The organism is Micromonospora sp. WMMD735, from assembly GCF_049178995.1.
In the GTDB taxonomy this organism is placed as follows: Bacteria; Actinomycetota; Actinomycetes; order Mycobacteriales; family Micromonosporaceae; genus Micromonospora; species Micromonospora wenchangensis.
The window spans coordinates 1-12,609 of record NZ_JBMHMJ010000002.1; the positions used below are offsets into that span (position 1 = coordinate 1).

At 73.4% G+C, this 12,609-nt stretch carries 9 protein-coding genes and 2 pseudogenes; 8 read left to right on the forward strand and 3 right to left on the reverse strand.

All coding sequences use genetic code 11. The features are described from left to right. Nucleotides 1-321 (reverse strand): annotated as a pseudogene (locus ACN268_RS00385) (peptidylprolyl isomerase); the annotation flags it as partial. A gap of 61 nt (nucleotides 322-382) precedes the next feature. After that, entirely contained in the window at nucleotides 383-1,267 is an 885-nt protein-coding gene (locus tag ACN268_RS00390) for a peptidylprolyl isomerase (protein WP_421481195.1), read from the reverse strand. Between the two features lie 260 nt (nucleotides 1,268-1,527). Between ACN268_RS00390 and ACN268_RS00395 the strand changes: the two genes are divergently transcribed. The 8 genes and pseudogenes from ACN268_RS00395 (at nucleotide 1,528) to ACN268_RS00430 (ending at nucleotide 11,799) form a co-directional block, all read left to right on the forward strand. Beyond that, entirely contained in the window at nucleotides 1,528-2,247 is a 720-nt protein-coding gene (locus ACN268_RS00395; RefSeq protein WP_421481196.1) for an MBL fold metallo-hydrolase, read from the forward strand. A 70-nt stretch (nucleotides 2,248-2,317) separates the two neighbouring features. Further along, nucleotides 2,318-3,640, forward strand: coding sequence for a histidine--tRNA ligase (gene hisS / locus ACN268_RS00400; protein ID WP_421481197.1), 1,323 nt, complete (start codon nucleotides 2,318-2,320; stop codon nucleotides 3,638-3,640). Between the two features lie 73 nt (nucleotides 3,641-3,713). Then, nucleotides 3,714-4,649: an acyl-ACP desaturase gene (locus tag ACN268_RS00405; protein ID WP_357930721.1), complete on the forward strand. Its 936-nt coding sequence runs from the start codon at nucleotides 3,714-3,716 to the stop codon at nucleotides 4,647-4,649. Nucleotides 4,650-5,603: 954 nt separating this feature from the next. Further along, a complete protein-coding gene (locus ACN268_RS00410) occupies nucleotides 5,604-6,656 on the forward strand; it encodes a S1 family peptidase (RefSeq protein WP_421481198.1) in 1,053 nt (350 codons plus the stop codon). A 163-nt stretch (nucleotides 6,657-6,819) separates the two neighbouring features. Continuing rightward, the gene (gene aspS / locus ACN268_RS00415) at nucleotides 6,820-8,625 is read left to right on the forward strand and encodes an aspartate--tRNA ligase (RefSeq protein WP_421481199.1); all 1,806 of its coding nucleotides are present in this window, start codon (nucleotides 6,820-6,822) and stop codon (nucleotides 8,623-8,625) included. Nucleotides 8,626-8,750: 125 nt separating this feature from the next. After that, a pseudogene (locus tag ACN268_RS00420) lies at nucleotides 8,751-9,562 on the forward strand (SDR family oxidoreductase). A 186-nt stretch (nucleotides 9,563-9,748) separates the two neighbouring features. Then, nucleotides 9,749-10,354, forward strand: coding sequence for an ArsR/SmtB family transcription factor (locus ACN268_RS00425; RefSeq protein ID WP_421481200.1), 606 nt, complete (start codon nucleotides 9,749-9,751; stop codon nucleotides 10,352-10,354). After that, nucleotides 10,351-11,799 (forward strand): MFS transporter, encoded by a 1,449-nt coding sequence (locus tag ACN268_RS00430; protein ID WP_421481201.1) that lies wholly within the window; start codon nucleotides 10,351-10,353, stop codon nucleotides 11,797-11,799. Before ACN268_RS00425 ends, ACN268_RS00430 begins: the two co-directional genes overlap by 4 nt. Here the strand turns inward: ACN268_RS00430 and ACN268_RS00435 are convergent. After that, on the reverse strand, nucleotides 11,770-12,513 hold the full coding sequence (locus tag ACN268_RS00435; RefSeq protein WP_421481202.1) for a GNAT family N-acetyltransferase: 744 nt from the start codon (nucleotides 12,511-12,513) through the stop codon (nucleotides 11,770-11,772). The two genes, ACN268_RS00430 and ACN268_RS00435, sit on opposite strands and share 30 nt — an antisense overlap. Nucleotides 12,514-12,609 lie beyond the last annotated feature (96 nt).

The window sequence follows — 12,609 nt, forward strand, 5'->3', positions numbered from 1 at the left end:
CTGGGTGCCCTTGTTGGCCTGCTGGTTCGGGGGCAGCCCGACGTCCTTGACCTGGGCCGGCCGGCCCTCCTTCGGCGTCTCGGTGTAGGCGCACTGCGAGAAGCCCTCGGTGCCGGCGGCCTGCTGCTTGCTGTCGTCGTCGTCGCCACCGAGGCTGGTCGCCAACCAGACGGTGCCGGCGACCACGAGCACCAGGATGGCGGCGGCCCCGACGATCGCCTGCGTCTGCCGGCGCTTACGGGCCTTGGCCGAACGCTCGGCCATCTCCCGCTCAAGTCGGGCCCGCGCCGCCGCGCGCTGCCGCTCTCTCGTGGACGTCACGGTCACTCCTCCTGGGCTTTCTCTGGCGCGGCGGGGCCGCAGGTACGGGTTGTGGGCCGGCTCAGCCGGCGCTCGGGCTGGCCGCCGGGGACGCGGCCGGGGAGCCGGTCGCCGGTGCCGGGGCGGCCTGCGCCTCGCCGACGGTGAGCTTGCGGATCACCACGTCGGTCTTCGGCTTGACCTTGGCGCCCGCCCCGTTGTCCACGGTCGGCAGGGCGCCGATCTTCTCGACCACGTCGAGGCCGCCGGTGATCCGGCCGATGATCGGGTACGCGGGCTGGGCCGGGCTGGAGTCCTTGAAGAAGAGCAGGAACTGGCTGCCGTTGGCGCCCGGCGGGTTGCCGATCATCGCGACCGTGCCCTTGGGGTACGTCGGCGGCTGCCCGGGCTGCGGGCTGGCCGAGGGGCTCGCCTCGGGTGCGGTCGGCACGTTCTCGTTGTAGAACGAGTAGCTGGGGCCGCCGAGCCCGGTGCCGCTCGGGTCGCCGCAGCGCAGCGCGCCCTCGGTGGTGATCTCGTGGCACTTGGTGTTGTCGTAGAACGACGTGCCGGCCAGGTGGGCGATGCTCGCCCCGGCGCAGGGGGCCCCGGCGAGATCCAGTTCGGCGGTGATCGGGCCGCCCTGGTCGGTGTCGATGGTCATCGTGCGTACCCCGGTGGTGGGCAGATCCTTGGTGGCCGGGGTGCCGACGTCCTTGAGGTTGGTGTTGGCGGCGGCGTCCTGCGGCGTCCAGAGGCAGACGTCCTCGGCGGCCTTCGGCTCGGGGTCGCTGTCGAAGGCACCCAGCCCCCACGCCGCACCGGCCACGATCAGCACCAGCACCACTGCCGCACCGACCCCGGCCTGGATCTGCCGACGCCGTCGGGCGGCGGCGGCCCGCCGGGCCAACTGCCGGTCGAGCTTCTCCCGCGCGAGCTTGCGCTGCCGGTCCCTGCTGGAAGCCACCCGTGCTCCCCTCCTCTACCCTGGTCGTCACCGGCGGTCGGGCCGTGCGCGCCCGCCGTGCCCGCAGGTGCGCCACGCCACACGCCCGCCAGAGTGTACGGGTACCTGCTGTGAAAGTGGTGTACGAGGGCCGGCCTGGGTTTATCAAAGTGCGTCACTGTGCCGTGCGGGGCCCGTGGTACGGGTGGGCGCGGATATCGGATCGCGCCGACGACTAGGCTGCCCAGGAGACGGACGACTGAGACGGAAGGGGAGCGGACGTGCTCGTGGCCGGCTTTCCCGCGGACGCCTTCGGCACCAACTGCTACGTGGTGGCGACCGCGCCGGGGGAGCAGTGCGTGGTGGTCGACCCCGGTATCGGGGTGCTCGACCGGCTCGACGCCGTGCTCGCCGAGCACCGCCTGCACCCGGCCGCCGTGCTGCTCACCCACGGCCACCTCGACCACACCTTCTCCGTCGCGCCGGTCTGCGGCGCACGCGGCATCCCCGCGTACGTGCACCCGGAGGACCGGGAGCTGCTGGCCGACCCGACCAAGGCGCTGTCGATGGACCTCGCCGGGCTGTTCGGCGGCCGCCTGCCGTACTCCGAGCCCGACGACGTCGCGGAGCTGACCGACGGGGCGACGCTGGCGCTGGCCGGCCTGGAGATCACCGTCGACCACGCGCCCGGCCATACCGGCGGGTCGGTGCTGTTCCGGCTGCCCGGTGCCGGCTCGCCCTGGGAGGCCGACCAGGTCTGCCTCTCCGGTGACGTGCTGTTCGCCGGCTCGATCGGCCGCACCGACCTGCCGGGCGGCAGCATGCCCCGGATGCTGACCAGCTTGCGGGAGAAGGTCCTCCCACTCGCCGACGACACCGTGGTGCTGCCCGGCCACGGCCCGGCGACCACCATCGGCCGGGAGCGGGCACGTAACCCGTACCTCGCCGACCTGGCCGACCCGGACGGCGCACATCCGGCCGCCCCCACCCGGGGCCTCTAGTCGTTCCTCCGCGCCGCACGCGGACCTGTCGATCCCACCGCGCCCGGCGCGGACCCGCAAGGAGTACGTCATGAGCAAGCCCACGCCCATCTCCGGTTTCCCGGAGTGGACCACCTCGCAGCGGATGATCGAGCAGTTCGTCCTCGACCGGATCCGGCACACCTTCGAGCTGTACGGGTTCGCCCCGCTGGAGACCCGGTCGGTGGAGCCGCTGGACCAGTTGCTGCGTAAGGGGGAGACCTCGAAGGAGGTCTACCTGCTGCGCCGGTTGCAGGCCGACGCGGACGGCCCGGCCGGTGACGACGCGCTCGGGCTGCATTTCGACCTGACCGTGCCGTTCGCCCGCTACGTGCTGGAGAACGCCGGCAAGCTCCAGTTCCCGTTCCGCCGCTACCAGATCCAGAAGGTGTGGCGGGGCGAGCGCCCGCAGGAGGGGCGCTACCGGGAGTTCCTCCAGGCCGACATCGACATCGTCGACCGGGACACCCTGCCGGCGCACTACGAGGCCGAGATGCCGCTGGTGATCGGGGACGCGCTGCGGTCGCTGCCCGTCCCGCCGGTGCTGATCCAGGTCAACAACCGCAAGATCTGTGAGGGTTTCTACCGGGGCATCGGGCTGACCGACCCGGAGGCGGCGCTGCGCGCGGTCGACAAGCTCGACAAGATCGGCCCGGCGAAGGTGGCCGACCTGCTGGCCGAGACGGCGGGGGCGAGCGCGGCGCAGGCCGACGCCTGCCTGGCGCTGGCCGGGATCTCCGCGCCGGACGCGTCCTTCGCCGACGCGGTGCACGCCCTCGGGGTGCGCGATCCGCTGCTCGACGAGGGTGTCGCCGAACTGGTCGCGGTGGTGGAGACGGCCGCCGCGCACGCGCCGGGGCTGTGCGTCGCCGACCTGCGGATCGCCCGGGGTCTGGACTACTACACCGGCACGGTCTACGAGACCCAGCTGGTCGGCTACGAGCGGTTCGGTTCGATCTGCTCCGGCGGCCGGTACGACAACCTGGCCAGCGCCGGGAGCGTGTCGTACCCGGGGGTGGGGATCTCGATCGGGGTGACCCGGCTGCTCGGGCTGCTGTTCGGTGCCGAGGCGCTGTCGATCTCGCGCAGCGTGCCGACCTGCGTGCTGGTGGCCGTCGCGGCGGAGGAGGAGCGGGCGGCCAGCAACGCCGTGGCGGAGGCGCTGCGCTCGCGGGGCGTGCCGACGGAGGTGTCGCCGAGCGCGGCGAAGTTCGGCAAGCAGATCCGCTACGCCGAGCGGCGCGGCATCCCGTACGTGTGGTTCCCGGGTGCCGAGGGTCACCAGGTGAAGGACATCCGTTCGGGCGAGCAGGTGGACGCCGTACCGGCCGAGTGGACGCCGCCCCACGCCGATCTGAAGCCGCTGGTCGGCTGAGTCTCAGTTACTGGCGCGTACGCCGACGGGGACCTACGGTGGCGTAAGTTACGCCACCGTAGGGAGGGGCCCTGTGACCGAGCTGAGCCAGACCGCGCTGCTGCACGAACTCGAACCCGTGGTCGCCAAGAACCTCGACCGTCACCTGTCGATGGCCAAGGAGTGGTTCCCGCACGAGTACGTGCCGTGGAGCGAGGGGCGCACCTTCGACGGCCCGCTCGGCGGCGAGGCGTGGTCGGAGGGGGACTCGACCCTGCCCGAGGTGGCCCGTACGGCGCTGATCGTCAACCTGCTCACCGAGGACAACCTGCCCTCGTACCATCACCAGATCGCCAGCCTGTTCGGACCGGACGGGGCGTGGGGGACCTGGGTGGGTCGGTGGACGGCCGAGGAGGGCCGGCACGGCACCGCCATCCGGGACTACCTGACGGTGACCCGGGCGGTCGACCCGGTCGCCCTGGAGCGGGCCCGGATGGTGCACATGACCGCCGGTTACACCAACTCGCACGACTCGTCGATGCTGCGCTCGCTGGCGTACGTGTCGTTCCAGGAGTTGGCCACCCGGATCTCGCACCGCAACACCGGCCGGATCACCGGGGACCCGGTCTGCGAGGCGCTGCTGAGCCGGGTCGCGGCCGACGAGAACCTGCACATGGTCTTCTACCGCAACCTGCTCGGGGCGGCCCTGGAGGTGGCCCCCGACCAGACGATGCGGGCGATCGCCGAGGTGCTGGAGGACTTCCAGATGCCCGGCGTCGGTATCGAGGGCTTCACCCGCAAGTCGGTGACGATCGCCCTGGCCGGCATCTACGACCTGCGTCAGCACCGCGACGACGTGGTCGCCCCGGTGCTGCGCCAGTGGGACGTGTTCAACGTCGCCGGCCTGGGCGCCGAGGGTGAGGCCGCCCGTGACCGGATCGCCGCCCACCTGGACGGCCTGGAGCAGGCCGCGTCCCGGTTCGAGGAGAAGCGCGACGCCCGGGCCGCCAAGCTGGCCGCCCGCGCCTGACCTGATCGTCCCCTCCGGCGGTTCACCACACCCGTGCCTGCCCGCTCCGGCTCGCAGTCACGGGTGTGTGTTGCGCCCACGTCGCCGTCCCCTGCGGTGGGCGCGTCGGGTGTGCCGTGCGGCGGGCGCGTCGGCGTGCCGCGCCGTCGGGGACGGATCTCCCGGCCCCGCCGCGTCGCGGGTCTGCCGCCGACCCGGATGCCCCGTCCGTCCCCCGACGTCGGTAACACTCGGTGATGAATCGACTGACGTGACGCGCTGTGACTGATGCGCCTTCCTCGCATTCCTGCCCTTCCGCGCTGTGCTCTGCTGACATCGAAGCGGAGCCGTCCCGAGCTGCTGCTTCTTGCGGCGTGTGGTTCGGCGGTTCCCTGATGCGCGGCTAGCCCGGGTAACCGTCGCGGCGGGGGCGGCAGAGCGAAGGGGGACAACCGTCGTAGGGCGGGGTCGACCGGTGGTGACTCGCGGTGACGGGTGTCGAGGGCGGTCGTTCCCTGTCGCCACCGGGCCTGCGGGCGCGAGACGTCCTGGTCTGTGGCCGGGGCATTGCCCGCCATCGTGACCGTGGCCGGGTCGGTGTCACCGGGGTTCGCCGGACGGTGCCGGGGCGGGCCGGCCCCGGTCGGTGCGTCGGCGGGAGCGGCGGCGGCGCCTGCGGGACCGGGCGCGGGGACGGGGCGCGGCCGCGTGCGTCGGGCCCGCGGCGGTGACCGTGCCCGCCCGACCGTCCGTGGAGGCGGGGACGGGTCGGCGGAGGGTCTGACATGGATGTGTCCATGGTGTTGCCTGACCGTCATAACCGCTGGTGGGGTGAATCCGGGCAAACGCATGTCTTGATAACGATCTTAAATATGTGAATACTTCAGTCACTCGGCCGGTTTCCCCAGGTCGGCCGGGTTGTCCCCGGGTGCGTCCCCGTGACGCCGCCCGTCACCCCCTTCCGGAGGTTGTTGCATGCGACCCACGAGGTCCTCACTCCGACACGCCGCCGCCGTCGCCATGGCCGGGACCCTGGTCACCGGCGCGCTCATGGGTGCCCCCGCCCAGGCGGCCCCCGCCTCGCCCGCATCCCCCGACGCCGCCGCCAGCCTGGCCGAGCGTCTCGGTGACCGCGCCGCCGGCACCTACGCCGACGCCGCCGGCAAGATGGTCGTCACCGTCACCGACACCGCCGCCGCCAAGCAGGTCCGCGCCGCCGGTGCGGTCCCGAAGCTGGTCACCCGGGGCGCGGCGCAGCTCCGCTCCGCCACCGCCGAGCTGGAGCGGTCGGCCAAGATCCCCGGCACCGCGTGGTGGACCGACGCCGCCACCAACCAGGTCGTCGTGTCGGTCGACAGCACCGTCACCGGCGCCAAGCTGGAGCGGGTCAAGGCCGCCGCCGCGCGCACCGGTGGCACCGTCCGGGTCGAGGCCGAGGCCGGGGTGCTCAGCACCAAGATCTCCGGTGGCCAGGCGATCTACACCGGCGGCGGGCGCTGCTCGCTCGGCTTCAACGTCCGCAACAGCGCCGGTCAGACCTTCTTCCTGACCGCCGGGCACTGCACCAACATCGGCTCGACCTGGTACTCGAACTCCGGCCAGACCAGCGTGCTCGGCACCCGTACCGGCACCAGCTTCCCGGGCAACGACTACGGCATCGTCCGGCACAGCAACGCCGCCAACGCGACCGGCAACGTGTCCCTCTACAACGGCAGCTTCCGGGACGTCACCGGTGCCGCCAACGCGTACGTCGGCCAGAGCGTGCAGCGCTCCGGCAGCACCACCGGCCTCAAGAGCGGCTCGGTGACCGCCATCAACGCCACGGTGAACTACGCCGAGGGCTCGGTCTCCGGCCTGATCCGGACCAACGTCTGCGCCGAGCCGGGCGACAGCGGCGGTTCGCTGTTCAGCGGCAGCAGTGCGGTCGGCCTCACCTCCGGCGGCAGTGGCAACTGCACCCGCGGTGGCACCACCTACTTCCAGCCGGTCACCGAGCCGCTGAGCGTCTACGGCGTCAGCATCATCTGATCCACCTCGGTTGATCCAACCCGGGAGCGGGCCGTCGGGACACCGGCGGCCCGTTCCGCGCGTCCGGTGGGCGGGCCGGCCTTGCTCACCCCGCAACCGGGCGGACCGGGCGGCTGACACAATGCGGGGGAACAGCCGTACCGCAGATGAGGAGACGCAAGTCGTGATCCGTACCCATGACGCCGGCAGCCTGCGCGCGACGGACGCCGGCACCACGGTGACGCTCGCCGGGTGGGTCGCCCGCCGGCGCGACCACGGCGGTGTCATCTTCGTCGACCTGCGCGACGGCTCCGGCGTGGTCCAGGTGGTGTTCCGCGAGGAGGACGCGCACGCGCTGCGCAACGAGTTCTGCGTTAAGGTCACCGGCGAGGTGACCCGCCGCCCCGAGGGCAACGAGAACCCCGAGCTGCCCACCGGCGAGATCGAGGTGACCGCCAGCGCGCTGGAGGTGCTCTCCGAGGCCGCGCCGCTGCCGCTGCCGGTGGACGACCAGGTCGAGGCCGGCGACGACATCCGGCTGCGCTACCGCTACCTGGACCTGCGCCGCAGCGGCCCGGCGAAGGCGATGCGGCTGCGCTCGCGGGCCAACCAGCTCGCCCGCACCGTGCTGCACGAGCGGGACTTCCTGGAGATCGAGACCCCGACGCTGACCCGGTCCACCCCCGAGGGCGCCCGCGACTTCCTGGTCCCCGTCCGGCTCCAGCCCGGCAGCTGGTACGCGCTGCCGCAGTCGCCGCAGCTGTTCAAGCAGCTCCTGATGGTCGGCGGCATGGAGCGGTACTACCAGATCGCCCGCTGCTACCGCGACGAGGACTTCCGGGCCGACCGGCAGCCGGAGTTCACCCAGCTCGACATCGAGATGTCCTTCGTCACCGAGGACGACGTGATCGACCTCGGCGAGGCGATCGTCGCGGCGCTCTGGAAGGACCTGGCCGGTCACGAGATCTCCCGGCCGATCCCCCGGATCACCTGGCACGACGCGATGGCCCGGTACGGCTCCGACAAGCCCGACCTGCGCTACGGCCTGGAGCTGACCGAGCTGACCGACTACCTGCGCGGCACCGCCTTCCGGGTGTTCGCCGGCGCGATCGACGCGGGCGGCTACGTCGGCGCGGTGGTCATGCCGGGTGGGGCGGCGCAGACCCGCAAGGAGCTGGACGGCTGGCAGGACTGGGCCAAGGCGCGCGGCGCGCGGGGCCTGGCGTACGTGGTGCTGGACGCCGAGACCGGCGAGGCACGCGGCCCGGTGGCCAAGAACCTCTCCGCCGAGCACCTGGGCGGGCTGGCCGACGCGGTCGGGGCCAAGCCGGGCGACGCGGTCTTCTTCGCCGCCAGCACCAACACCCGGGAGGCGCAGGAACTGCTCGGCGCGGCCCGGATCGAGATCGCCAAGCGGGCCAAGCTGGTCGACGAGAGCGCCTGGGCGTTCTGCTGGGTGGTCGACGCGCCGATGTTCGAACGCACGGACGAGGGCGGCTGGACGGCCGTGCACCACCCGTTCACCTCGCCGAACGCCGACTGGGTCGACCGGTTCGAGCAGGCCCCGGACCGGGCGCTGGCGTACGCGTACGACATCGTCTGCAACGGCAACGAGATCGGCGGCGGCTCGATCCGTATTCACCGGGGCGACGTGCAGCAGCGGGTCTTCGACCTGCTCGGCATCACCCCCGCCGAGGCGCAGGACAAGTTCGGCTTCCTGCTGGAGGCGTTCAAGTACGGCGCCCCGCCGCACGGCGGCATCGCGTTCGGCTGGGACCGGGTCTGCATGCTGCTGGCCGGGGCCGACTCGATCCGCGAGGTGATCGCCTTCCCGAAGACCCGGGGCGGCTTCGACCCGCTGACCGGTGCCCCGACCCCGATCACCGGGCAGCAGCGCGCCGAGGCCGGCATCGACGCCAAGCCCAAGCCCACCGCCACCGCGTCCACCGGCACCGCCGGCCCGGCCGCCCCGGTCGCCGACCCGGTCTGACCCACCCCACCCGGAGCCCGGTCCCGTCCGGCCGGGCCCACCCGGCATCGTTGATCAAGAGGTTTGCGTCATCATCGCGCGGCGAGGTGACGCAAACCTCTTGATCGTTACGGGAGAGTGGTGGGATGCGGATGCTCGTGGTGGGAGGGAGCGGGTTTCTCGGGGGCGAGGTGTGCCGGCGGGGGTCGCTGCCGGGTGGTCGGTGGTGGGGACCTGCCACGGCGGCCGGGTGGCCGTGCCGGGCGTCGGGACACGCCGCCTGGACGTGACCGATCGGGACGCGGTGCGCCGACTGGTCGCCGAGGTGGGCCCGGACGTCGTCGTCGGGACCGCGTACCGTGCCGACGACTGGACGGTCACCGCCGACGGGGCGGCCCACGTCGCGTACGCGGCGGCCGAGGTGGGGGCGCGGCTGGTGCACCTGTCCAGCGACGCGCTGCACGGTGGACGTCCCGAACCCTACGGCGACGACGAGCCGCCCAGCCCGATCCACGTCTACGGTGCGGCGAAGGCGGCGGCGGAGACCGCGGTCCGGGCGATCGACCCGTCCGCCGTGCTGGTGCGTACCTCACTGATCGTGGGGGAGGGCAGCAAGCAGATCCGACTCTGCCGGGAGGCGCTCGCCGGGCGGGCCGTCCTGTTCACCGACGAGCTGCGCTGCCCGATCGACGTGACCGACCTGGCCCGCGCCGTGCTGGAGCTGGCCACGTCGTCGTACGCCGGGCTGCTCAACGTCGCCGGCCCCGACGCGGTCAGCCGGGCGGAACTGGGGTTGCTGGTGGCCCGGCGGGACGGGCTCGACCCGGGTGGGATGACGACCGCCACCGGGCGGTCGTCGGGGTTGGTCCGCCCGACGCAGGTGCGCCTGGACTCCTCCCGCGCGGCCGGTCTGCTCCGGACCCGACTGCGCGGCGTCGCCGAACTCCTCGCCGGCTGACCCCGCCCACCCTGCCCAACCCGATGTCCCGGCCGGCCCCACGCCCGGCCGGCCCCACGCCCGGCCGGCCCCACGCCCGGCCGGCCCCACGCCCGGCCGGCCCTCCGACCCGCCGCAGACCCGCTGACGCACAGTTTATGTGCACAAGAGTTGTGCACATAAACTGTGCACAGGTATTGTGCGGTTATGGCGAACGACGGACCCACCCCCCGACCCGCGCCGCGTGAGGTGCGGATCGACAAGCGGCAGGTACGGGTGCTGGCGCACCCGCTGCGGATGCGGCTGCTCGGCGCACTGCGGGTGCAGGGGCCCGCCACCGCCACCACCCTGGCGGAAGTGCTCGGCACCAACACCGGTGCCACCAGCTACCACCTGCGGCAGCTCGCCGAGGTCGGGCTGGTCACCGAAGACCACGACCGGGGGACCGGCCGGCAGCGCTGGTGGCAGGCGGCCCACGAGGTCACCAACTGGGAGCCGACCGACTTCGACGACGACCCCGACGCGCGGGCCGCGATCGAGTGGATCCAGGGTGACCAGGTGCGCCTGCTCGTCGAGCACGCCGAACGCTGGTTCGCCACCCAGCACGAGGCGACCCCCGCGTGGCGGGACGCGATCGGCATGAGCGACATCTTCCTGACCGTCGCACCGGACCGGCTCGAGGCGCTCACGGCGGAGGTGTGGCAGGTGCTGGAGCGGTACCACCACGAGGCGGAACACGCGCCCGCCGATCCGCAGGCCCGCCCGGTGCAGGTGTTCCTGGCCGCCTACCCGCTGCCGGAGGGGCCCCGATGAGCGCGCTGACCGTACGCCAGGTCCGGTTGCGCTACCTGACCCTCTACGGCCTGCGGTGGCTGCCCACCGGCCTGACCATCCCGGTGATGATCCTGCTGATGCAGGAACGCGGCCTGACGCTGTCCCAGATCGGCCTGGTCTCCACCGCCCAGGGTCTGGTCGTGCTGGCGCTGGAACTGCCCACCGGTGGCCTGGCCGACGCGCTCGGCAGCCGGGTGGTCCTGGTCACCGCCTGGGCGGTGAGCCTGCTGTCGCTCGGGCTCTTCGCGGTGGCGGACTCGTTCGCGCTGTTCTTCCTGGTCTGGGCCCTGCAGGGGGTCTACCGGGCACTCGACAGCGGCCCGCTCGACTCCTGGTACGTCGAGTCCACCCTGGCCGCCGACCGCGACGCCGACTACGAGCCCGGCCTCGGCTTCGCCGGCACCGTCGCGGGCATCACCATCGCCGGTGGCGCGCTGCTCGCCGGCGGCCTCATCGCGCTCGGACCGGTCGGGCCGGTGAGCGCCCTGACCGTGCCGGTGCTGGTCGCCGCCGCCCTCCAGGCCGTCGCCCTGGTCGTCCTGCTGATCCTGCTGGTCGAGACCGGCCCCGCCCGGGGTGCCGGCGCGCTGCGTGCCTCGGTCGTGGCGGCGCCCCGGATGGTCGGGCAGGCCGTCGGCCTGCTACGCCGCTCCCGGGTGCTGCTGGCCCTGGTGTCGGTGGAGTTGTTCTGGGGCTTCGGCATGGTCACCTTCGAGTCGCTGCTGCCGATCCGGCTCGCCGACGTGGTCGGCGACCCCGAGCGGGCGGCGGCCATGCTCGGTCCGGCGAACTCGGCGGCCTGGCTGGTCTCGGCGGCCGGCGCGGCGGCCACCCCGCTGCTGCTGCGCTGGCTCGGCGCCGCCCCCGCCGCCGGGCTGCTGCGGATCCTGCAGGGCGTCACCGTGCTCGGCATGGGGCTGCTCGCCGGGCCCGCCGGGGTGCTGGTCGCCTACCTGGCCTGCTACGCCGTGCACGGCGCATCCAACCCACTGCACCTGGGGCTGCTGCACCGGCAGGTCGACGGGCCCTACCGGACCAGCGTCATCTCGCTGAACTCGATGATGGGACAACCGGGGTTCGCCCTCGGCGCGGTGCTGCTCACCGCCCTGGCCGACCGTTCCGGGGTCGGCACCGCGATGGTGGTCGGCGCGGTCGCGCTGGCGGCGGCCGCTCCGCTCTACCTGCCCGCCTGGTGGGCCGGCCGCCGGGCCACCCCGGCCACGCCCGAAGGAGCCGGGCCGGCGACCGGTCCGGCCGGAACCGGGGCCGAACCGGCCGGGGCCGAACCGGCCGGGGCCGAACCGGCCGGGGCCGAACCGGCCGGGGCCGAACCGGTCGGGCCCGCAGCCGGATCCGAACCGGCCGGGGCCGTCCCACCGGTCGGCGCGGCGGCCTCAGCCGAGCCACACCGAGCTGCGCCGTAGCGTGCCGGTGAAGCCGAGCCGACGATAGAGCCGCAGCGCGGCCAGGTTGTCGGCGTAGACGCCGAGCGCGACGTGGTCGTACCGGGCGAGCAGGGCCCGGGTCATCCCGGCGGTCAGCGCCGCGCCCAGCCCCCGTCCCCGCCGGTCACGGGCCACGGTGAGCCCGGCGAGGAAGCCGATGTCGCCGCGACTGCGGTCCGCACCGCAGGCGACCAGGCGGTCGGCGTCCCAGATGCCGTACCAGCCGGTGACCGTCGGGTCCTGCGGGCGTGACGAGGAGGTGGGGAAGGCGTCGTCGATCAGCGCCGCCAGCGCCGGGTGGTCCGCCCGACCGAGGCTGACCACCCGCTCCTGCCCGGCTTGCCGGGGTGGGGCGGCGGTGGTCCAGAGGAAATCCCAGTCGTCGACCCGGGTCGCCGCGAACCGGTCGACCAGCAGCTCCCGGTCGGCCCGGGGTAGCTGCAGGTACTGCCCCGGGCGGACGACCCCGTCGGCGACCAGCGCCGCGACCAGCCCCACCGCCGCGTCGACCGGGCCGACCACGCCGCCGGCCAGGTCGTTGCCCGCCGTCGGGAGCACCCAGGCCACCGCGCCGTCGCGGGCCCAGGCGCGGGGCGCGTCGTCGAGCCGCAGCGCGTGCCGGACGAACGGGTGGTGGTCGGTGGCGGCGAGGACGGCCGCCCGGCCGGCGAGTTCCCGGTCGGTGTCGATCATGCAAGCAGCCTAGAACCCGGCCGGGCGGGACGCCCCGGCGACGCCGATCTCCACGATGGAGATTGACGAGTCGACCGTTTGGGTACATCCGGGCCG